Genomic DNA, 22,286 nt, shown 5'->3' on the forward strand with positions numbered 1-22,286 from the left:
ATGACGAGACTGTGTTTTCTTTTGGGCGATCAACTAAGTGAATCGCTCTCTTCTCTCACAGTAATCGACAAGCACAATGATGTGGTTTTTCTCTGCGAAGTGATAGAGGAAGCAACCTATGTTGCTCACCATCCTAAAAAAATTGCTTTCCTGTTTTCAGCCATGCGCCATTTTTCAAAGCGCTTAAAAGCGCTTGGATACCGGGTTCGTTATACTAAATATGACGATGCTGGCAACACCGGCAATTTTGAGAATGAACTGTATCTAGCCATCAAAGAAGAACAAATTGCCGAAGTGCATGTGACTTACCCTGGGGAATGGCGTGTTCTTCAAAAATTGGAAACATTGAAAAAGCAATTGCCGATACCCCTCATAGTTCATGAAGATACGCGGTTTCTATGCCCATTAGATGAGTTCAAATTTTGGTCAAAAGACAAAAAGCAATTGCGCATGGAATACTTCTACCGAATGATGCGTCAAAAGCACGATATCCTCATCGAAAACAAGAACAGGCCGCTAGGAGGGAGCTGGAACTATGATGAGCAAAATCGAAAAAATGCCAATCATGTTGAAACGTTTCCCAGCAGAATAGTGCATCCTATAGATAAGATCACTTCAGAAGTTTTAAGCCTGGTGGAAAAGGAGTTTGCCAATCATTTCGGCCAATTGCAGCCGTTTAATTTTGCCGTGACCCGCGAGCAGGCTCTTGATGAGGCCAACGACTTTATAGCACACTGTTTAGCGTTTTTTGGTGATTACCAGGACGCCATGCGCTCCGATGAAGCCAATTTATACCACTCCAAATTATCCTTTTATCTGAATGCAGGGCTTCTATTGCCTTTGGAATTATGCCGCATGGCAGAAGACGCCTTGAAAAAGAAAACTGCTCCTTTGAATGCTGTCGAAGGCTTTATTCGTCAAATTCTGGGATGGCGTGAGTATGTCCGCGGCATCTACTGGCTCTTAATGCCTGACTATGCAAACAAAAATTATTTTAATGCAACCAAGCCTTTGCCCTCCTTATTTTGGGGAGAGCACACTCAAATGTTTTGTATGAAAGAAGTCATTCGACAAACACGGGTCGAAGCCTACTCTCATCATATTCAGCGTTTGATGATTACCGGTAATTTTGCGCTCTTGGCAGGCATTAATCCGAAAGAAGTCTGTGAGTGGTATTTAGGCGTGTATGCGGATGCTTATGAATGGGTGGAGTTGCCAAACACTCTGGGGATGGCGCTGTATGCTGATGGCGGGGTGATGGCGAGCAAGCCTTATGCCGCCAGTGGCAAATATATTCAAAAAATGAGTAACTTTTGCAAATCATGTGCTTATAATCCGGCAGAGGTGACAGGTGAAAAGGCATGTCCTTTTAATTCCCTTTACTGGAATTTTATAGCTACACACCAAAACGTACTTAAAAACAATCCGCGCCTTCATTATGCTTATCTCAATTGGGATAAAATGGAGCCAGAAAAGAAGAAGGGCATTTTGACTAAAGCAACTGAGGTATTGAGCACATTAGCTAATGGGCGGTTATAAAGAAATACTCTTGGTAGTAAGGAGATTCTAAAAGAAGTCCTGCTCTGGAGTCACCACTTGAGGAGGCTCTTCCACTGGCCCCCTCAATAAATAAATTATTGATTTTTATTATTAACTTAAGGATATACCATCAGGTGTATTCAGATTTGTAGCCCCAGAATTCATACAGTCAAAAAAGTTACCTGTGACAGGGTCAATCCGGCATTTTGACACACTTGTATTATCACTGATGTAAATAAGGCTATTAGCCTCATCTATCGCAATATTCTGAGGATTAGTAACTGCTCCTCCTGCGGTAAAGCAGCTAGTTAGCATTCCGGTATTGAGCACTATGCATCTGGCAACCGAGTTCAGAGAAGTTACTGCGACATAGGCAAAGCTTTCATTGTTATAAAATGCCATGCTTCCATTAGCAAAAGTAATCGCTGCAGATGGAGGGTTAACACAACCGATTAATTGCCCGGTTCCAGCATCAACATTACATATAGTAGTCTGGAACTGATTGACAAGATAAGCCCGTGTCCCTGCGGCATTGAAAGTAATTCCACTATGGATTTGCCCTGCCGGCGGTGTTGCTCCTGAATTGACACAGCTTGCAGTAACAATCATGCCCACTCCATCAATCGGGCATTTTATTAAGGGAGTAGCGCCGGATGAATTAAGAATGTAGAGGAAGGAGCCTGTTGGGTTCAGTGTTAGTCCAGATGAGTTAGTCAGCCCGCCTATAACCGAATCTGTACAATTAGTTAAAGTACCCGTTATGGGAGTTACAGAGCATTGAGTGACTGCGTTACTCGAGGAACTGCTAATGTAAGCCATCGTGTCGGTTTGATTAAACACTATATTGCTGGGGTTATTGATGGCCGGAAATGGACCTATAACACTGCAATTGCTTAATTCACCAGTTAAAGAGTTCCTTAAACATTGGGTGATATTTCCGGATGGGACATTGTTGGTGACATAAGCAAAAGGGGAGGTGACAGAAATGACAGCATTTACTGCAATAGTATTCGTTCCAAAGATGGGAAAATTTGTAGGCGGCACGACACTGTTAATGGCAGTATAGGTAATCATACAATTAGCCCCGGGCGCTACCATGGCACAGGTATTGGCTGACTCGAGCACTTGCCCATCCAGAGCCGTGCCGGTGAAATCCGAATGAATGGCAAAGGCGTTAAAATTTGATGTATTAGTAATGGTTAACGAACGGTTTTCACCTTTAGGGATAACCAGCGGTGAGCCTGCTACGGCGATGCTCAATGTAGTGGGCGGCAGCACCTCCATCGTAACATACGTTGTGGCAGCATTTGTGCCTATAATGGGTACAGAAACTTGCGGATAGCTATTCATGCCTGGCAGAAAGCGTAAAGTGCAGCTCGCTAAAGGCGGCAAAATTGCACAACTTGAAGCATCCTGGGTGACACCCATATTTACAGGCAAGACTGCTTGAATAGCATAAGCAGTAACTCGTGTTGAGCGGTTAACTATAGTTAAAGCCACTGGAATATTCGAGCCGGCAATCAGGTTTAAGCAAGCATAATAATTGTATTTGCCATAGCAATATGCATTTTCGGGTTTTAGGGATAAATGGGCTTCAGCTTGATCCTCTGTTTCCAGTGTGAGCGAATTTTCTTTATCAGCATAAAGTGTTTGTATGAAAATTAAAAAAACGAATGAGAGCTTTAATAGCTGGCTATAGTAAGATTTTTTTATTTTCATCATATCGTTCAAATCCATTTAAGAATACTGCTCGGAGATTCTATAGAGCGAGTTTCTGCACGCAAAAAGTAGCACGCAAGATTTATTACTTAGGGAGTACCGAATATAACACCAGGCGCTAGCTACAGACAAGGCGATTGAGTCTCTTCAATCGCGTTGCCGGCATTATACTTTGTGGACTCTTTTTTCAGATGCGTATTACCTTTAGGTAAAAATTTTTATATTCTTTATTTCAAGCCACTGTCTAACGCCGGAAATGCCATGCCAGTAGAAGGGGAAATGCCTCGATTTCGATACCAACTGAACATCCGTGATGTTTCAGTCGAGGGTGATTGTTTAAAACTCGATTTTCAACCTGACAATTTTTTTGAAAGCATCAAAGCCAAATTTAAATTTGCGGATAACACTTTCCACTTTAAACGGGTACTTTGGGAGGGCATTGATTATTTGACAGTTGATGAAATCAGACAGTTTTTGAAAAAAAAGCTTTTCTCAGCGTTTGTGTATTCAAATACCGAAGGAGAATACCTGAAAATTGTGTTCCCCTCCCCGCCACTGTCCGACTTCTTTACCAATGAAAATACCAAAACTTATCCATTCATATCTGGATTGGTACGAATGAAAGAGTATTTGACTAACGCCTTAAAGGAAACTGGTAAAGAATTGGATAATTTAGTTTTCACAGAAACTCAGCGAGAGCTTAGCTTGGAGAGTTTTATTCATCAAACCTACAAGCAGAAAACAATGAGCACAACTATCGTTCTATTGAGTGATTTATCAGTCGAGAAAAGAAGTTATTTTCTGCAAAAATTTGCTCTCGACGCCTTAAACAATTATCGAGAGGGGCTGCCCTTCATTATTTATTGCCCATTACTGCAATTTCCAACGCCCCATTCTTTGATGCGCAATGCACTTTCTTTCTATGACTTCAATGCTTATGATTACCATCTTTTGGAAAAATACCCGGTAATCTGGGTTCTCGATGGCGTCGAGCAGATTTATCAAAAGCACGGTGTTTTTAATATTCTCAGTCCATTTAATAATGACTTCCATGTGCAAAATAGCCATTTTCTCATCGGTTTTCATCAGGATAGCAATCCTCAGCCACATTATTTCGACCCCATACAGCGCGTTCGGGTTATTGGCCCACGCGATCCTCGGAAGGTGTTTTTCTTTAATATGACCGCAAATCACAGCCCAAATCTTACCGAGATGCCCGCTTCCTCCTGGATGACCTTAAGGGAGCCAAGCCCTCAATCTGATTTGACAGAGGAACCTAAGTCATTGAATGATTATGCAAAGATACAACAAATATCTGCGTTGGTGCAAAAGAAAATAGAACAATATGAACGCAGCCCCCAGGCCTGCATGGGTATTAACCACCAGAAAAAAGGAAATGCGCTGCGACAGGCCTTGAATAACGCCCAAAAGATTGGTGCCAATGCAAGTTTATATGAATTCTTAAATCATAAAGAGGAAGGGGCAAAATCTATTCTTGAAGCATTCGCCTATCACCGTCTTGGATTTTTTGGCAAACCCAATTCTTTAAAACTATTTGAGAAGCAAGTGAACGGGCTAAGCCCAGCTTCAGATCATGGCCTTTGTGACGATTCATCACCAGATTACAGATGCTAAAAAACTGTTGAACCTGAGGCTCTAACTGTCGCATTTAAAGGTCCCTATGATTTACAGTTGGCGTAGTGCCTTTGTCAGATTTTTATTCAACCCGTGCCTTTGCAATGATGTCTTCTTTACTCTGGAGCAATAAAATCGACTTATTCAAATCAGCGCCCACTCATAAGGGCAGAATCAAGGAGCTGGTGGTTTCATTACGGGCCTGAAACTGTTCATCGTATTGAGATTGGCTAAACCGGTTGCTACCTTGAAGCATAGCTGCAAGGAAGGCCTTTTGCCTGGATTCGTCCAGGTGTTTGATACTTCGATAATTCTTGAATTTTTCATCTTCCTGCATAAAATCATTCAAAATATATGCCGAGGTCAGTATTACGGCCAAACCATTTTTTGAAAAAAGAGATTTTCAAGTAATTAAGAAGCAAAGTGTTACTATCAGGGGCTGTGAACTTAGCAATTTTGTTATGGAGAAAACTCTAAAGCATCGCTCCTTGTCAATAAGGCTGCTAAAACCAACAGATATTCCTGTTATCGTTGAAAGCTTTATTCAATCCAATTGGACAGAAAAGCCTGCCTCTACATTTGAACAATACCTGAATGAACAACAGAAACAAGAGCGCTTGATTTGGGTGGCCTATGTGGAAAATCGTTTTGCAGGTTATGTGACTTTGAAATGGAACTCCCAATATAGTGGTTTTAAAGAAAATAATATTCCTGAAATAATGGACTTAAATGTATTACCGGCTTTCAGAAAATTGGGTATTGGCTCCGCTCTAATGGAAAAAGCAGAACAGGAAGCCGCTTCAAAATATAAAACGGTGGGAATTGGTGTGGGCCTTTATGCAGATTATGGTTCTGCCCAAAAGCTGTATATTAACCGGGGCTATATCCCTGATGCTAAGGGCATCACCTATAATTATCAACCAACTATCCCTGGAAAAAGTTACCCGCTTGATGATGATTTGGTTCTTTGGTTTACAAAAAAATTAAAGTGAAATAAATAAATTCTCATAAAGCACTGTTATTAATAAGTATCAACAAAGCACAAACCAATCCTCATGCCATCCCATTTTGATCCCCTCCATCCTGCAATTAAGCAAATATTAAATTACATAAATTCAATAAATTACATCGGTTATTTGCATAATTCCACCTTAGAATATTTTTATTGGTCAATAATTGTGCTATTATGGCGTCTTTAAATCAGATTGTTTCGGATGTATGGCATTTCACAACAAAAGGGAATTCCATTAAGCAACAATCTGACGAAGAGCAAAAACACCATGATCAAGCGAGAGAGCAATGCCTAATTCACCTAAGTTACTCAATGAACTGCCTGAATCTGTACTACTGTATATTTTTTCCTGTTTACCCGCATCCGATTTACCCTCAGTTCATCATGTTTGCACCCTATTTCATCGAGTAACCACGGATTATTGGTTATGGAAGAATAATTTAAAAAAATATTTTCCCCATTATTTACCTCCGCTTAACAACGAGGAAAAAGTTGATTACAGAAAAATTTTTTATAAAGCTATGCAGTCAGATTACAGTTGCACTCAAGAAGTCGGCTTCCTGGAATATAGGGAGCAACCCTTCAGTAAAGAGCAAGCTGAGTTGTTCAATGCAGCTAAATTAGGTGCACTGGATTTATTCCTGAAAGCATTGGACACTTACGACAATATTGAAAAATTAAAGCAACTTTTAAGCTTAACCGATCAAACCGAACGGACTTTGTTGCATTGGGCGGGCTATTTTAATCGTCAAAACATCCTGGATTGTGTATTTGAAAAACTAAGCGCCCTGTATGTCGTTGAAGGCATCATAGACCATACCAAAGAAATAGGCGGGCTTAATTATCGCCAATTGGCTGTTTTATGTAATCAAATTGACATTATTAAATCATTAACGAATGATGAGTTGGAGGCTCTTGATTCTCGCAGTAAATCTATTCTTGAATTAGCCGTACCTTGCTGCCATATGAGTTTAGTGCGCTATTTAGTTGAGGAACGTGGCCTTGATTTATCAATATCCAGCAATTCTGGGCGCAAACCTCTCCATTATGCAGCCGCTCATGGCAATAGCGAAACCTTAGACTATGTTTTATCAAACTGCACAGTAAGTAGGGCAGATACCGTCACATTATATGCGGCCAGTATTGAATGTAATAATGCCATTAGCATGCAATATCTCTTGGATCATGATTATGATCTAAATGCGCTTGAAAGCATTCCGCATAACCGGGGAAATTTGAAGATAATGTTCTCATCCAAGGACAGCGCACTAAAAACGGCATTGCGCCGGGGGACTCCGGCATTAGCCATTATGTTGCTTGCTAGTCCAGCTTGCAATGGGCATCTTGCTCTGGAAGAAAAAATTTATCGCAATCCATATACTTTTACACCTGAAATGAATTTAGCTTTGGCGCAGCAGTTATTCCAGTCAGTAAAAGCTGACTATTTAGATGATAAGGGTAATTATGATACCGTCAAAAAAGATGAATTTGGCAATACTCTTTTTCATTGGCTAGCTTTTTGTAATCAGGTTGACATTTTACGCTCACTTGCCGATAAGTTAAGCAATGAAAAGAATTCATCGCGTCACACACCTGCACACCTAGCTGCCATTTGCGGCCATATCGAGATTATCGAAATTTTTCTATCGAATGGTATGGATGTGAATACGCCTTATGACTACGAAGCAACGCTTTTACATACAGCAGCTGTCAATGGCCAGAAAGAACTAGTCCGTTATTTAGTTGCCTTTCCCGGTATTAATCTTAACTGTAGAAATTATCACTACAGCACCCCGCTTCGGGAAGTATGCGAAGAAGGTCATGAAGAAATTGCGAGCATCTTGCTCGAGGCAGGAGCTGATGTTAATCTGACTAATCTGCACAAGGTTACTCCTCTTATAGCGGCAGCGGAAAAAGGACATGTCAATATTGTAAAGTTGTTGTTGGCGCATCCAGAAACTGATGTGACTTTGAAAGCAGTAAATGATGGAACTGCCTTGGAGTTTGCTGAACACCATGGCCATAAAGAATGCGCCGAGCTTCTTAAGACCCATCAACCAAGTAATTACTGTATTATTAGTTGAGGTAATGGGCTCTGAATATTTAATCAGGCGTCCTATATGGCTGCCTGATTAAATGGAGAGTTGCTATATAAGTATTCCCAAACTAACTAGTTAAGCTGGATGAAGACAAGTTCTTTGTGATAACATTTGTTACTGAATAAGTATCAAACAAAGCTTGTAACTGATCTTTACAAGAAGGGTATTGGCTTGTAAATTCTTCAAGCTCTTCCTGCGACAGGGGGCTGTTTTCAAGAAAACGCAGACGGAGCTCGTGATCAGCCTCTATGAGTGCCAAAGCTTCATTCAAGTACAGGTGAGCACCTGTTGCAAAGCGTTTTAAATCATGAATGCTGGCAATACATGCTTCCACAACTTCAGGTAGGCACTTTTTAAATAATGGCTCTAATCTTTCAACACAATTTTTCACCATCATTTTATAGACTAAGTCATCGAGAAGAAGGCCTCCAGGAATAAGAGGGTGTCCGGCTAAAATATTCATCAATGCCTGTGGGTTTTTGTCAAGCAGAATTAATACTTGATTTATACCTATCGTTAAATCTTCATCACTGCAATTTTGACTGGGTTTCTCGATGAACCACTAACTGGAGGAAAGCTATAACTAAGAGACAACGAAGGGCGGGAAACCCTTCATTTTCTCAGGATAGGCCGAATAGGGTGCTTAATGCTTAATGGGTTTGATCGAATAATGCGTCTACTCCACCTGACTCTACTGCTGATTTGTAACGATAAAAAGTATCTCGCGACAAGCCCATTACTTTACAGGCTTTAGATACATTGCCTAATTCTTCGGCTAAATTAAGCAATCCAAATTTATGTTTAATTATTTTAACGCTATTATCTATCATGAGAGTTTTCCTCTTGGTTTTTTAAAAGTTCGCACTTCTATCAAAACCGGAAACTCTCACCTTTTCAAGTGATTGTGTCAGATTAAGTCACAACTAATTCATATTAATTGACAAGACTGATAAGCCTTATGTAAATGAAATGATGTTGTTTCTCTTAAGATTTTTTGAATTCTTGTATCCACTTCCACAGGAATAACACAGGACACACCGATATTTTTTTTTGCTAATTCTTTTCTCATGATAGCAGTTACTTCGTCTATACCTGCTTTACTGGCAATCGGTTATTTCTCGTCTGGAAAGCGGTAATAGTTCATTTATCCCTTCCCTGGAAACCTTAGTTAAGATTGCTGATGCACTCAACATGCATTTAAAACTACAAGTACAGGCTTGATTCCCACAGGAAGGCGTTTTTAATTTTTGACCATGACGCGAGTGCCTGGCACTATGGTCTATACATATCTTGAATTGAATCAAAGGCATTAACATGGAAATAATATCCAGTAAGAAATGGGAAAATCAAATAGAACAAAAATTATTCTATTCCGATCTAAGGGCAATGCTTGATGGCGTTGAGGCTGGAGAGATAACTATGGGTTATGTGGACAAATGGCTTGCGCACAGAGGATTTCGATTAAATTGGGAAAACTATGATTTAGAAAAGTTATTAACACACTAATAAGTCTATTGAGCAAATATTATCAATAAGGCAAGAGGCCAGAATGAATTATTATCAAATTTTCCTTCCCATCATTATTACTTATTTTTTCCTGGTCTGTATTGTATTTCGTCGAGCTACAAAAAAAGCATATTTGTTGATAAATTGAAACTTGGTAATTTCTCTGAGGAGCCTTGGCTCACCTTGTTTTTCATTGCTGGTTTGCTCGGCGTGGCATTTTATTGTCTTGCCTCTACAGGTGGAAAAAATAAATCGTTATTTTGGAGCACATTAACTTCGAGTATCAACTTCCTCTAGCCGGGTGTATTTGCCGAGGTGAGATTAGTGCCCACTGCAAAGACTCAGGTTGAGCAAATAATAGCTGTGGCTTATCAAGCTGATTTGAGTATCGGTAGTTTTAAATAAACTGAGTACCTTTGCGGTAGAAGTCGTTTCCGGCATAAATATTCCCTAAATTTTGAAATAGAAATATATCGTGAGCCACTTATTTAGTAATTTTTTTTGCGTGAAGGGCTAGGTGGCATTACACTCTGGAAATATGTAATACCATGCACTATAATACATTGTATTATAGTATGGCATGTATTCATGAAGCACTTAAAAATTAAAAAATTTAATAATGAAGCAACAAAAGTTGGATTAAAGGATGAAATTCTTATCAAAACTTTAGATGGTTTTTTTAAGTTAAGCAGAGATGAGCAATTAAAATATTCATTAGGAGCTGGGCTCTATAAATTAAGAATTGCAACCAACGAAGCGCGGGGTAAAAGCGGGGGCTCAAGAAGTATACTAGCTTTTAAGAAAGATAATGGAATTTATTGGTTACATTTATTCTCTAAGAATGACAAAGGAAATGTTACAACTTCCGAGCTTAAAAAATTAAAACAATTGGCTGATATCATGCTTGGACTAGATGATGAACAAATAAATAAGCTAATTAGTTTAGGGGAACTATGCGAGGTAAATAAAAATGTCTAATATACAAGATACAATTAATGATCTTGCGCAAGGTCTTTACAAAGCTGAAATTATTGATAAAAAAACATTAAGAAATCTTACCGATCAAGATTTACCTGTTTTACATGAATTTACCGGCGAAGAAATACAACAGTTACGGAAAAAGCAAAAATTAAGTCAATCTGTATTTGCTAAATATCTTAATGTTAGCCCTGCAATGATTCGTGGATTAGAGCAAGGGAAGCGACATGCCCATGGCGCAATACTTAAATTACTCAATATCGTAGAAAGGCATGGCATTAGTGGTTTGCTTTAAGAGTTTTTGACTATGGATAAATATCCGGCTGAGGGTTATTGATAAATGATAAATCGCATCTTTATAGTAGGTCATATGGGGGCTGGTAAGTTTGTATTTACTGAAGCTTTGGCTAATAAATTAGGATGGCAACTCGTTGATGCAAATCCTAGTATTGAACGTTATATTGGACGACATACAAAAGATATTTTGGGAGAGCAAGGGGAAGCAGCATTTAATCGCTGTCAAGCAGACATCATTTCCCATTGTACCAGAAAAGAAAATGTAGTCGTTTTATTGGAGGAGTGTGTTGTCTCAAGCGAGCAATGCCGAAAATTATTGTCCACAGAGTTTGTTGTTTATTTGAAAGTCTCTATACCAACACAACTTGGCCGCATAAAAAATGGTCGGATTCCATCGCTTCCAGTAGATGATATGAGAAGCTTTTTAGAAAAACAACATCACGAACGAGATCGATTTTACGAGAAAATCGCCGACTTGATTGTTGAATCTGTTGGTTATTCTGATCAAATTTCACAAATTAATAAAATTATTGAAGAAGATGTCAACAAAGTTATGAATGCCATTGGAAAGTAAGGGCGAAGTAAAGACTCTCTTCCATCGAGTAGTGCGATAATCTGGATTAAGTCTGATTAATCGTAATATCAGACAGTGGTGAGATGGTCAGAGTTAAAGTTTAATGTAAAGCTTTAACAACCGCGGCAAAAAATTCGCCATCATTTACAGTAGTTATCGCTACAGGCTTTGGTCTGGCACTTAAAACCACGATTACAATTTTTTCTTTCCTGTTAATGTAAATATGTTGTCCGCAAATACCGGCAAAAGTTGCGATCTTTAGTTCCAGGCCTATATCATTAATTCTACAGGAATAATTAACGAAAAACCTTATTGTTATAAGTAGCAATTCCTCTATCAATATCCATTTCTCTATTTTCATTTTCATATTCTATATACCCTCTTTTAAATACACTATAAAATATGACGATGTGCAATAACTTTATGTAAAAAGATTGCTCTAATGTTCTATTTTTAATAAACTTCACGCTCATTTGGTTTTTTAAGTTCAATATGATTAATTTACATAAATACGATATCTTAATTATTCAATTTCTAGCTGACTATCAGGTTCAAAAACAGCTCGTTAATTTTGATCAATCTGAGCGCCTTGCAGAACAATTAGTGAATTCGCAAGATGATAAAACTTTACTGAGTATATATATTAAAGAATGGTGTGAAGAGTTGTTGAGAATCAACGAAATTGACAGAGCGTTATTTTTAGAAAGCTGGAAAAATTTAACAACAAATACAACTCTTTTTAATACACAGCAAATTATATGTGCCATTCGTTTTTTTAGGCTTTTTCAAAACGAATCATTTAAAAATTGTTCAGCTTTTTTTAACCGCTTAAATTTAGAAAAACAAGTCGAGCAATATTGGGATAAAACTCTTGGACTAAGTCCTAAAAAAGATTTTGAGTTTAACAAGACTAAGACAGATAGTTCAGAAGAAATTCAAAAACAAATAGCCAATGATTCTCGTGAGGCTCGTGATTCTCACCTTAGATTTATTTTGGCGTCAAAGCTACCTTTTTATGGGCAAAGCAAATTGCCAGATTTAGCGAATAATCCGGAAGAACAGCCTTTACATAACACCATTTAAAACAGGTGGACTAATAGAAGTAGCAACTGACTGGAATTAAAAAATCAAGAAAGTTGCATATTTTCTTCATAAAATTCTAATGTCATGTAACTATATAGGCATAGTAAGGCTGAATTAATTAATGTGCTTTGAGGTATGATAATCTGCTGACCCCTCTATGCCTGGTTCAGAACTCTTTTTCAACGAACTAAAGAAATGAAATATATTATTTTGTTTTCTATGTAACTGTAAATCACATTGACCCCCGGCCGGGATCTCTTTTTACGAAGATCAACATCAGCAATATAATTTAAAAGAAAAATGGTTCGCACAACTCGTCCCAATTCACGGAACGCTTGATGCAGCTTATTCTTCTTGCTATTGGAGCGTAGCTTTTTCAATATAGTTGAGGCTTTGATTTTGCCACTTTGGAACTGCACCAAAAAGCCAGAGCTCTCTTTAACAAAGATAAAAGCATTGCTCCCAAAACTATTGAAGAAATTGCAAAAGGCGAATTATCCACCTCTAAATGGTTGGTGGCTTGTGCAATTGAGATTTTACTAGAAGAAAAGCCAAATGTTGTGCAAAAAATACTATCTGATAGCGATATCTTGTTTTTATGGGCAACGCCATTATTAAAAAATCACAGACCCCTTAATGAGCTGCGCGCATATCTGGCCTCTTTAAATAACGCTGAGACGTTGAGTAAGAAACTAAATACCATGACTGATTTTAGTTAAAGGCTTTCCGAAATATCTGATCTAAGGGCAATGCTTGAGAGTTATGCTCGAATCTGGTGTATGGAAAAATAAATTAGGTGGCGTATCCTGTTGATTGTTCCGGAAGAACAAAATCAACAAAAAGGAAATACGCCATGAAGGATTGTAATCTGAAAGAGGTATCTACACCAGTTCAAAAAATTGTTGATCCATTAACTGAATTACTAAGGAATGGGGCACGTGATTTGATCAGGCAAGCGGTTGAGGCGGAGTTAGGCGCGATGCTTTCTGACTATGAGGATTTAAAGTTACTTGATGGTAGACAAGCCATTGTGCGTAATGGTTATTTGCCAGAAAGAACCATTCAAACAGGGATTGGTTGACGTAGCTATCAAAGTACCCAAAGTACGAGATCGTAGTGGCTCAGGAATTCAATTTAATAGCCATCTATTACCACCCTATTTAAGACGTACCAAAAGTATTGAGGAATTGATACCCTGGCTTTATTTAAAAGGCTTATCGACAGGTGACTATTCGGAGGCATTAGGTTCATTATTAGGTGAACATGCTAAAGGTTTATCAGCGAATACCGTGTCGCGACTAAAAAGCCAGTGGCTTGATGAGCATCAAAACTGGCAGCGCCAGGATTTAAGCCAAAAACGTTATGTTTATTGGTGGGCAGATGGGATTTATAGTCAGGTTCGCATGGATGACCGTTTGTGTTTGCTGGTTATTATTGGTGTCACGGAACATGGGCACAAAGAGCTGGTCGCTGTAAGTGATGGATATCGCGAGTCATCGGCAAGCTGGGAAGAATTACTTACGAGCTTGCGGCAAAGAGGCCTTACTCATTTGCCAAAATTGTCGGCTGGCGATGGGGCGTTAGGTTTTTGGAATGCACTCAGTAAGGTTTATCCTGATTCGCGTCATCAACGCTGTTGGGTGCATAAGACCGCCAATATTCTGAATAAATTACCGAAGCCTGTGCAGCCCAAAGTGAAAGCAGCACTCCATGAGATTTGGATGGCATCAAATCGTAAGGATGCCTATAAAGCTTTTGATAACACATTGGAGTTATTTGGTTCGAAGTACCCCAAAGCAATGGAATACTTGAGTAAAGATCGAGAGGAGCTGCTTGCGTTTTATGATTTTCCTGCAGAGCATTGGATTCACATTCGAACGACGAATCCAATTGAGTCAGCTTTTTCTACGGTACGCTTACGCACCAAAAAATCCCGCAATTGCGGCTCAAGAGATAGCACGCAGGCTATGGTATTTAAGCTGATGGAATCTGCTCAGAAACGATGGATAAAAATTAGAGGTTTTAACCTATTAACACTTGTCGTTAATAACGTTAAGTTTGAGGATGGAGTGCAGGTTGTTGAGCAATCGGACAGAAAGGCCGCCTAATGCTGTACACCACATTTGACAATAACTCGCTTAATGATTATCTACAACTATTCAGTAAAGGGGTTCTTTCAGAACTTAATTCTTTATTTTGTCTGCCAGAACTCACTTTGATTCTGGAAAAAAAACTATCCTTTGGTAATTCTTTCTCCGAAACAGGCTGCTGATCAGGTTTGTAGTTCTTAATCGCTTCTTTTGTTTTTGGCAAATTTTTATCAATATCGCTGGCAAGAATATTACCAGGGAATTGAATTATATATTGGTCCTTATCCACTTCAAGCCCTATTTGCTTAAACTTGGTCCCCGGCTGGATTTCTGCCAAAAAGGTCTTATATATTGGTTCAGGCATGGATAATACCAGGGGAATGGTCATTTCCTGTTCAGCGTGTTCAATGAGTTCATGACTATAATTTAGCGTTTGTTGAAAATGCTGCTCAATCCATGGCATACCAATACCTGATGGAAAGACAAGGATCTGCCAGGGAGAGTTATCTGGCGCAAGGTAGGTGGGATCAGAAAAAATATAACTTTCTATGTCACATAAAATGTCCTGATAATTATCAATTATATCCCCTAAATCTCTATAATAATCCTCAATTCTGTCATAGATTTGTTCTTGTGACTGGCTCTTCAGTAATATAATCTTTTCTTGATCTGGAATGCGAATCAAATCTAACAACGCCAGTAGCTTCGATACCGGCATAGCCTGGGATCCTCCTGCAAGTTCTTCCAGTCCCTTCTTTATCTGTTGATATTGATTTTCATAACCTTTAACCATGCATTCGAGTTCATCTTTCCTGGCGCGGAATTTTTTCTGTCCTGTTTCACTTATACAAATAGGAATTTTGTATTCCCTGAATATTGGCTTGCTAAAATAATCCCTTAAATTGTCAAATTTATCCTGAAATTGATCAACCTGACTCTGATTATTAAAAAATGCGCCCTGTGTTAAAACAAATACATCATCGCCACTAAAATTCTCATCTGTGAGTAAATGCAATCTTACTGTTTCCTGACCTTCTATTCCGACTTGTTCAAAGTGGTTATTATCACCACGTTTTAATTGAAGCGGTGTCTTAAAATGTTGATTTTCTTCTCCATAAGCACTTAGCCGCATAGAAAAGGGATGAGCAAAACTTAATTTTAAATATGCAAGATTGTCTTTTTTAAAAGTACGATAACCAATAGGGAAGGAGATGGGAGCACTATACATAAAAAACAAAGAAAAAATGGCCCGGACTTGTTTTAATGGAGAACCGTCTTTGCTTTGTTCCGTCTGCTTGTCCAATTCACTCGCTTTCTGCAATTCTTCACCAGAAAACACTACATCGTTTACATCATTAAAAGAATAAATTACCGTATTTTCTTTCAACCACTTCGCGGATACGGTAGCTACATAACAAGGCATAATTTGTTTTCTTAGTGTTAAAAATGCCTTATTGTATCATTTCTTGGTCATTATGTGGTGACTTTTTTAAAAGTCTGAGACTGGATCATTGTCGTCATCAAACGTTATCTGTGGGGCAAGGGTTATAAAAGAAAGTAATCAATGAGTGAGCGTCATTGTATTATTTATTAATAGTTCTTGTCGATATAAGGGTATTATTCAACTGGAACGTTAGACTGTATATGGAGAGGAAATAACAATCCGGATATTGGCGAGTTGGAGCCGATATCCAGATCATGAATCAATTAAAACTAGCCGTAAATCTCATTAATTTCTTCTGCGGCGCGGCGAAATAATTCGAAAACTGTATTTTCATCGGCATTTTTTGCATACTGAAGCGCTAACTTGGTTAATTCCAAAGCGGTGGCCTGAGCTGATTTTAAGGTTTCAGCGGCATGGCACATGAAATCATCCATATCCATCATATCATCTACAAACTCTTCATCAGTAAAATCATATTCGTGGATTTGCTCAACTTCCTGAGGCTTATTGTGTTTTTTTGACATTATAGTGGTTCTCTTGGTTAAACTGGTGCTAGTTTAGCAGCTATCTTGGTTTTTGTATCTCTAATTAAGGAATTGTTAAATCTAATATTTAAATGCTCATCGAATTAATCGCTCCGAGCCCCTGTTATTCTCACTCGGGCAGGAATAACAGGGGCCTGGCAATTTGCTAGCTACAGCCAGGAATTTTACCGCTCGGCGAATTACCCATTGGGAGCAACGGGGCGAAACTGCGAAGCGCTTCTGCTCCTGAGCGGTAGAAGTTATTTGATGCATGGGAGGGGTTTTGGAAGAATGTACTTTTGGGAGCCTCATTAATAATACTAATTTTTTCCTGAGCCATTTTTGCGCGTAGTTTAACACGGGTATTCTGGAGTGTAGTCAAGCTGGACTCCGCCAGCGCAATTCTTAACTCAGGGGTTTCCTCCAGCATGGTTTTCCCAAATTCATCAATTTCACTTTGAAGCATCTGACTATGGCTCTTGGAAAACGCCAGTTTAGACTCTGTAAACCAGCTAATAATTTTAGACTTCGGATATATATGGTCAGCAAGATCGGCAAGCAGCTCATGCCAGCTGCGTGAGTGGATTAGCCACATTTTCGCATCGTTCGGGAAGTCGACATAAATCTTTTCGAGATAACTTTCTCCGTAGACTATCAAGTCTTTGAGACGTTTCGATGAGTCATTAAATTGATTTTCAAAGGCTTCCAGTCCGCTGTGTACCATGGTAGTGGAAAGCAGTGAATTACCTTGTTGTCTAAGGGGAGTGGCTCTGCTGAACAACTCCTGGCAGGGCGTGACTCCTTCATCAAATTCTGTTTTAAGCGCATTTACTGATTCAAGATAATCAAAATAGTCCTGATTTTGAATCGCATCATTATAAAATAAACCATAATACAGTTCAGATATTCCCAGGCAGGTCCGGTATACGCTTAATGCCGCCGCAAATTGTCCCATAAATGCCTGTGCAAAAGGAGTATAGGACTTCTCCGGGTTGAACGTGTAACAGGCAGCGTCCTGTAATTGAAAGGGCAAGCCAGAATGGATTATACATTCATCAAGTGCCAATACAAAGCTATTGTAATTGCAGGCTTTTCCTGCCAAAGATTGTGCATCAACGAGGCATTTCCTCATCTTGGGTTCTAGCTCATTGAAGTTTACACCGACTTGCTCCCCTCTCGCGATCTCGGTTAGCTTATCGGTTCGGGATTTATCGAAAAAATAGGCCTCCAGCTTTTTTCTTATTGTTTCCGTGAGATCACGGTATTCAATAAAGCGTTTTTGAATAATCTCGGAAGTGGCTTCGATTTTTTTCTGATGAGTTTCCAGCGTCATAATCCTTTCCTTCACAATCCCTGGATAAACTATTTGTACTTAATCCTATCATCGGTGTCAAGTATAAGACATTTGTATCATGAATCTGGCATCAGAAGCTGTTCTGCATGCAGAAAAGTAATGGTCAGTCATTCATCTTGTATGTAAGATCCAGCAAAATCATCGCGAGTCAATATTAAGCGAATGTGTAATTAGGATTGAAAAATGAGAACGATATTTTTATTGATTGGATCCAATATTTTTATGACCTTTGCCTGGTATGGTCATTTAAAAACGCTTAATAATAAACCTATTTATGTGGCCATTTTAATAAGTTGGGGAATTGCCTTTTTTGAATACACTTTGCAAGTGCCAGCCAATCGCATCGGGTATAGGGAGTTTGATTTAGGGCAGTTAAAAGTGATTCAGGAAATTATCACTATCGGCATTTTTGCTTTGTTTTCCTATTTCTATATGCAAAAGCCGCTGGGCTTAAATTTTCTTTGTGCAGGATTATGCATGATAGCGGCGGCTTACTTCATTTTTAAGCAGCCATTCTAGTCTTCCCGGGATGTATTGACAATAAAAAGAAAGCCCAGCAGACTAGGTTTTGTTTCACAAGGATGTCATCGCTCCAAATGATGGTAGATGATTTAAGATTTTTTATGGAGAAATTAAATGAAATTAAAAGGAAAAGGCAGCACTAATTTTTTTCTGCCTGTTACAGGATTAATGCTCGCTTTGACTGGAGCAAGTCATGCTGGAACGATGGGCCCTGTGGTTACTGCCATTCCTAACACGATTTATCTTGGCGTTTTTGGCGGCGGCGGTGCTTCAACCAAGACGGATATTTATCAATATGGAACCGCCTTTTTTGAAGAAGCAGCGGGCGGGCCTTTGGCAGTCGATGCTTTCGGCAGATCGAATAGCCGCTCGGTTGGTATTGTGGGTGGTCAGGTCGGATATCAGTGGGCTGAAATTGTATCAAATCCTTTTAATTCCAATTGGGGCCTGGTGCCTGCTTTTGAACTCGAAGGCTATTATCTTGGCAAGAGCAAGTTTACCGGTCACGAAATAAACAATAATACCACGCGACTTCCGGAGCATGATTTTCTGGTAACTTATCCGATGAAGGCGGGTGTATTCCTTGCGAATGCCGTATTAAATTTCAATTCAGCTGAGTGTAAATTCCGCCCTTATGTCGGAGCAGGGATCGGCGGTGCAGTAATATCTGTCGACCACGCAAGCGCCATTCAGGTAGCGCCTCCAGAGCCCGGCGTTAATCACTACAGTGCCAATACCAGCGACGAAGAATCCGTTTTTGCCGGTCAGGTTAAAGTGGGAACCAGTTACGTATTTAGTGAACACGCAAGTCTCTTCGCTGAATATCGATGGCTCCACCTGGCAGCAAGCAATTATACTTTTGGATCAACAGTGTTTCCCGGACATGCGGCTACCAGTCCCTGGCTAGTGGAGTTCGATTCACAAAATTATAATCTGGGTGCTATCGGTATTCGTTATACGGTTTAGCCTCCCCGGTCGCTCCGAAGGCTCACTTGGTACCGAGCCTTCGGGGTGTAGCTTCGCTTTGAGGACGAACGGGATAAGCCCAGACACCCCGAATCGTTCGCGGTATTCATAGTCTCAATCAAAAGCTAATATCCTGGTAATTTTACAGACTCCTCTATTATGAATTTTAATAAAAGTCGTTTTAAATGATTTTAATCTTACTTTATTTGTACCCAATAGCCTTTCAAATTTAAGCTATTAAATCAGTCGCTCTTTCAAAAACGGATCAGGTAGTTCTACTTCTTCTGATCACCTGGCTAAGCATTTATTGATCTTTCTGTTTTCATGTTTGTCATGCTAATCTATAATGACGCTTTTTTGTTGATTATTTTGCTCTTATGAAAAAACCATTATCGGAATTACAACCTTCTATTTTTCCACCTCTTTTAACACGGTTTTCTACTCCACAACTTTTTAATTTTCGAATGTTTAGCTCAAATAATTGGCTTCACTCTGTATTAACTTTATTTTCAAGAAACGATTTTCAATCTACCAGAATTCAAACCAATCTATTAAAACAATGGGCTGCTCAACCTGCTCAGGTTACCAACCGAATATCTGCTCGCTATAAAAACACATTTGCTTATAAATTGTTAACTTTGATGAGGAAGAGCAATGCGTCAAGCTTATATCGGTTATTAGCTATGATTGTGCTTGCGGCTCTTTATGGTGTTAAATTTGAAATTGATGCGCTTTTTTTTGCAGAATTAAAGAATAAAATCAGCGAAGGTTCAAACGATGAATATCTTCCTGCCTTTCTTTTCTGCCTTAATCCTGAACAACTCGCCGAAATTATACTTATCATTTCTAACAAGCTAAATGAAACAAATTCAACTATACGCACAATAGACTTACGTTATTTGAATTTTCTGGCATTAAAGCTGGATGAGGCTACATTAATTTCATTTAAATCAACACTGATCAAAGTGTTATCTTCAGGCTCCTCTGTTGAAGATGAAGCTATCAAGTGTTTTAAAACTTTTATCCTGAGACTCAGTGCAACAGAACAATTAAAATTTTGTCTGGAAATATTAGAGCAGTTAGAGAGTTCCAGCGTTGCCGTTAAATGTTTGCAAGCTTGCAAATCATTATTAAATTCCTCCAATGTTAAAAGCATCATTTCCAAACTTTTTTTAAAAATAAAAGAGCCTCTAACAGGCACTGAACTTACCATTGTAACTCGCTGCATATCCTCTTTTTCAGGCAGAATGTCCCGGTTACAGCAAGAAGAACTAATCTCAATTATAACTGCCAAGTTAACGGATTCGAGCGATCCTGCTAAATGGGTCATTAGGGATACACTGCTGGCAGTGGATGTATTGGCTAGTTATTTGCCCAGTGATTTATTATTCGAATTGATGCAAGTAATAGCTAAGTGTTTAGTCACGCAGACACATGAAGAACTGGCTGCCAACCGAATCATTCAAATGGCCGAGCATCTTGGCCAGCCGGATCGAATAAGATTATTTGCAAGCATAGAACAGCATCTAAATAATCTGCCTGATGTGAAATTTGCCAAGAACTTACGCCGTCTTTCTTCAGTGTTAAGCGCTGAAAACATAGAGCAGTTGGTTCCCAAGCTAATTAAAACAATTGATATGCCAACGTTGTACTATGATTCATTATTAACGTTAGCTGATTGCCTGCCCCAAATGAACTCAACAACATGGCAAGTATTTGTACCTAAATTGAGCCTTTTATTAACGGATTCAAAGGTTTTATTCCCCGCCTTGCTCTGTTTAAAAGCTATGCCTGCAGAACTAATACACGATCCTCTATGGCCCGGCATAAGTCAATTTTTAATTGACAATATAAAGCACTCAGATAAGTTAATCCTCGAACAAATATTAAAATGCATCCTTCGATTTTCAGCGGGCTTTAAAGAACAAAATGCATTTTTGGTACAGGAACTGGAAAGCATGCTCAATCAGGCTCCCACGGCTGAAGTCATCTCATGTCTGGATTCTTTCAGCGCAAGTTTAAGCCCTGATCGGTGCATGGACTTGGTCAGTACACTTATTAGTAAATTGAAAGGGGAATGGACATATCCTGAATATGATTTCTCTATGCTAAGCAAACTTCGTTTGAGTGCCTGGAATTGCATTATAAATAGGGCTCCTCGTTTGGATAGGCACAATTCTTTTCAGCTATGCATTCAATTAATGGATATGTTGAATCATGATTACAATAATAAATTAACTACATGCCTGTTAATTATGGTACGAAAGTTAAATAGTCATCAAATAGCAGAATTGATTTTAATAGCTATCAGCAATGAAAAAGAGCCTACAAATTATGAACACCGTCTGGTATCACCCCTAATCCTGGGTTTATTGGCACCCTTATTAAGAGAGCCAGATTTAGAAAAAATTATAACAAAAATTGAGAATTCAAAAGAAACCAATATACGCTCTTCTATCATTTTTGCATCTTATCTTACTCGACTTTTACCAATACTGGATTCAGAACAAACAGAACAGGCCGTTAACCATCTAAGCCAAAACCTTATGGAAAATGACATTTCTCTTTATATTTCCACATTAAATGCCCTGGTTGCAATCGCTTCAAAAACTGAAGTTGACTTGGATTTAGGACCCAGTCTTTATCAAAATCTGCAAAAAGCGCTTCACTCTTCAGAAAATCGCAATCGGATAGTCAATTCGGCAAGTAGTTTAATTCTTTGTAATGTTTCAGGAGAAATTACTGATAGTACTAACTTAAGCCTGGAAGGTTTCTACGTCAAATTGTTTGCAGAGGTATTTTTGAAACTCAAGCCGTATTTGCAAGAAGTCACCCATGTTGAAAAGCTTGATTCAGATGAAGAGAGAAGGTTTTCAATATCCTGAGAGCTGAGGACACATTTTTTCAGAACTTAAGCGTCCTTTTTGGACAATTCTTTTACACC

Annotated in this window: 22 protein-coding genes and 3 pseudogenes; 15 read left to right on the plus strand and 10 right to left on the minus strand. The window is 38.9% G+C overall.

What is annotated here, in order from left to right:
• Positions 1–1,539 carry a cryptochrome/photolyase family protein gene (locus DYH61_RS03580; RefSeq protein WP_058508568.1) on the plus strand — a complete coding sequence of 513 codons (1,539 nt, stop codon included), beginning with the start codon at positions 1–3 and terminating at the stop codon, positions 1,537–1,539.
• A gap of 111 nt (positions 1,540–1,650) precedes the next feature.
• Here DYH61_RS03580 and DYH61_RS03585 read toward each other — a convergent pair whose 3' ends face one another.
• Positions 1,651–3,261: a lactonase family protein gene (locus DYH61_RS03585; protein ID WP_058508569.1), complete on the minus strand. Its 1,611-nt coding sequence runs from the start codon at positions 3,259–3,261 to the stop codon at positions 1,651–1,653.
• A gap of 258 nt (positions 3,262–3,519) precedes the next feature.
• Between DYH61_RS03585 and DYH61_RS03590 the strand changes: the two genes are divergently transcribed.
• Positions 3,520–4,893 (plus strand): hypothetical protein, encoded by a 1,374-nt coding sequence (locus DYH61_RS03590; protein WP_133129101.1) that lies wholly within the window; start codon positions 3,520–3,522, stop codon positions 4,891–4,893.
• Positions 4,894–5,053: 160 nt separating this feature from the next.
• On the opposite strand, the gene DYH61_RS15535 is transcribed toward DYH61_RS03590, so the two are convergent.
• Positions 5,054–5,242, minus strand: a complete 189-nt coding sequence (locus tag DYH61_RS15535) for a hypothetical protein (protein ID WP_133129100.1) — start codon at positions 5,240–5,242, stop codon at positions 5,054–5,056.
• A 112-nt stretch (positions 5,243–5,354) separates the two neighbouring features.
• On the opposite strand from DYH61_RS15535, the gene DYH61_RS03595 reads away from it, so the two are divergent.
• On the plus strand, positions 5,355–5,885 hold the full coding sequence (locus DYH61_RS03595; protein WP_058508571.1) for a GNAT family N-acetyltransferase: 531 nt from the start codon (positions 5,355–5,357) through the stop codon (positions 5,883–5,885).
• 307 nt (positions 5,886–6,192) lie between these two features.
• Positions 6,193–7,989, plus strand: a complete 1,797-nt coding sequence (locus DYH61_RS03600; protein ID WP_058508572.1) for an ankyrin repeat domain-containing protein — start codon at positions 6,193–6,195, stop codon at positions 7,987–7,989.
• Positions 7,990–8,071: 82 nt separating this feature from the next.
• Here DYH61_RS03600 and DYH61_RS03605 read toward each other — a convergent pair whose 3' ends face one another.
• From DYH61_RS03605 to DYH61_RS03615, 3 genes and pseudogenes are all read right to left on the minus strand, one after another.
• Positions 8,072–8,467: a hypothetical protein gene (locus DYH61_RS03605; protein WP_058508573.1), complete on the minus strand. Its 396-nt coding sequence runs from the start codon at positions 8,465–8,467 to the stop codon at positions 8,072–8,074.
• Between the two features lie 193 nt (positions 8,468–8,660).
• Positions 8,661–8,834, minus strand: a pseudogene (locus tag DYH61_RS03610) (helix-turn-helix domain-containing protein); the annotation flags it as partial.
• 98 nt (positions 8,835–8,932) lie between these two features.
• Positions 8,933–9,073 carry a hypothetical protein gene (locus DYH61_RS03615; RefSeq protein ID WP_234999833.1) on the minus strand — a complete coding sequence of 47 codons (141 nt, stop codon included), beginning with the start codon at positions 9,071–9,073 and terminating at the stop codon, positions 8,933–8,935.
• Between the two features lie 77 nt (positions 9,074–9,150).
• On the opposite strand from DYH61_RS03615, the gene DYH61_RS15820 reads away from it, so the two are divergent.
• From DYH61_RS15820 to DYH61_RS03640, 5 genes are all read left to right on the plus strand, one after another.
• Positions 9,151–9,225 (plus strand): hypothetical protein, encoded by a 75-nt coding sequence (locus DYH61_RS15820; protein WP_234999840.1) that lies wholly within the window; start codon positions 9,151–9,153, stop codon positions 9,223–9,225.
• Positions 9,226–9,318: 93 nt separating this feature from the next.
• Positions 9,319–9,510 carry a hypothetical protein gene (locus tag DYH61_RS03625; RefSeq protein WP_058508575.1) on the plus strand — a complete coding sequence of 64 codons (192 nt, stop codon included), beginning with the start codon at positions 9,319–9,321 and terminating at the stop codon, positions 9,508–9,510.
• A gap of 588 nt (positions 9,511–10,098) precedes the next feature.
• Entirely contained in the window at positions 10,099–10,488 is a 390-nt protein-coding gene (locus tag DYH61_RS03630) for a type II toxin-antitoxin system RelE/ParE family toxin (protein WP_058508576.1), read from the plus strand.
• On the plus strand, positions 10,481–10,783 hold the full coding sequence (locus tag DYH61_RS03635; RefSeq protein ID WP_058508577.1) for a helix-turn-helix domain-containing protein: 303 nt from the start codon (positions 10,481–10,483) through the stop codon (positions 10,781–10,783). The genes DYH61_RS03630 and DYH61_RS03635 overlap by 8 nt, the downstream gene beginning before the upstream one ends.
• A 45-nt stretch (positions 10,784–10,828) precedes the next feature.
• Entirely contained in the window at positions 10,829–11,359 is a 531-nt protein-coding gene (locus tag DYH61_RS03640) for a shikimate kinase (RefSeq protein WP_058508578.1), read from the plus strand.
• Between the two features lie 100 nt (positions 11,360–11,459).
• On the opposite strand, the gene DYH61_RS03645 is transcribed toward DYH61_RS03640, so the two are convergent.
• Positions 11,460–11,720 (minus strand): hypothetical protein, encoded by a 261-nt coding sequence (locus DYH61_RS03645; RefSeq protein ID WP_133129099.1) that lies wholly within the window; start codon positions 11,718–11,720, stop codon positions 11,460–11,462.
• A gap of 131 nt (positions 11,721–11,851) precedes the next feature.
• Between DYH61_RS03645 and DYH61_RS03650 the strand changes: the two genes are divergently transcribed.
• The gene (locus DYH61_RS03650; RefSeq protein WP_058508580.1) at positions 11,852–12,442 is read left to right on the plus strand and encodes a hypothetical protein; all 591 of its coding nucleotides are present in this window, start codon (positions 11,852–11,854) and stop codon (positions 12,440–12,442) included.
• Between the two features lie 260 nt (positions 12,443–12,702).
• Here the strand turns inward: DYH61_RS03650 and DYH61_RS15825 are convergent.
• A pseudogene (locus DYH61_RS15825) lies at positions 12,703–12,849 on the minus strand (Tn3 family transposase); the annotation flags it as partial.
• On the opposite strand from DYH61_RS15825, the gene DYH61_RS03660 reads away from it, so the two are divergent.
• Both DYH61_RS03660 and DYH61_RS03665 read left to right on the plus strand, forming a co-directional pair.
• Positions 12,850–13,161 (plus strand): hypothetical protein, encoded by a 312-nt coding sequence (locus DYH61_RS03660; protein ID WP_234999832.1) that lies wholly within the window; start codon positions 12,850–12,852, stop codon positions 13,159–13,161.
• Between the two features lie 134 nt (positions 13,162–13,295).
• Positions 13,296–14,550: pseudogene (locus DYH61_RS03665) on the plus strand (IS256 family transposase).
• A 37-nt stretch (positions 14,551–14,587) separates the two neighbouring features.
• Here the strand turns inward: DYH61_RS03665 and DYH61_RS03670 are convergent.
• The 3 genes from DYH61_RS03670 to DYH61_RS03680 all read right to left on the minus strand — a co-directional run bounded on the left by DYH61_RS03670 (position 14,588) and on the right by DYH61_RS03680 (position 17,833).
• Positions 14,588–15,955, minus strand: coding sequence for a hypothetical protein (locus DYH61_RS03670; protein WP_058508581.1), 1,368 nt, complete (start codon positions 15,953–15,955; stop codon positions 14,588–14,590).
• A gap of 290 nt (positions 15,956–16,245) precedes the next feature.
• Positions 16,246–16,500, minus strand: a complete 255-nt coding sequence (locus tag DYH61_RS03675; protein WP_058508582.1) for a hypothetical protein — start codon at positions 16,498–16,500, stop codon at positions 16,246–16,248.
• A 166-nt stretch (positions 16,501–16,666) separates the two neighbouring features.
• Positions 16,667–17,833, minus strand: a complete 1,167-nt coding sequence (locus DYH61_RS03680; protein WP_058508583.1) for a hypothetical protein — start codon at positions 17,831–17,833, stop codon at positions 16,667–16,669.
• Between the two features lie 204 nt (positions 17,834–18,037).
• On the opposite strand from DYH61_RS03680, the gene DYH61_RS03685 reads away from it, so the two are divergent.
• The 3 genes from DYH61_RS03685 to DYH61_RS03695 all read left to right on the plus strand — a co-directional run bounded on the left by DYH61_RS03685 (position 18,038) and on the right by DYH61_RS03695 (position 22,227).
• Positions 18,038–18,373, plus strand: a complete 336-nt coding sequence (locus tag DYH61_RS03685) for a DMT family protein (protein WP_058508584.1) — start codon at positions 18,038–18,040, stop codon at positions 18,371–18,373.
• Positions 18,374–18,490: 117 nt separating this feature from the next.
• Positions 18,491–19,342 carry an outer membrane protein gene (locus DYH61_RS03690; protein WP_058508585.1) on the plus strand — a complete coding sequence of 284 codons (852 nt, stop codon included), beginning with the start codon at positions 18,491–18,493 and terminating at the stop codon, positions 19,340–19,342.
• Between the two features lie 464 nt (positions 19,343–19,806).
• On the plus strand, positions 19,807–22,227 hold the full coding sequence (locus DYH61_RS03695) for a hypothetical protein (protein ID WP_133129098.1): 2,421 nt from the start codon (positions 19,807–19,809) through the stop codon (positions 22,225–22,227).
• Positions 22,228–22,286: the final 59 nt, after the last annotated feature.

It is taken from the genome of Legionella quinlivanii, from assembly GCF_900461555.1.
GTDB classification, from domain to species: Bacteria; Pseudomonadota; Gammaproteobacteria; order Legionellales; family Legionellaceae; genus Legionella_C; species Legionella_C quinlivanii.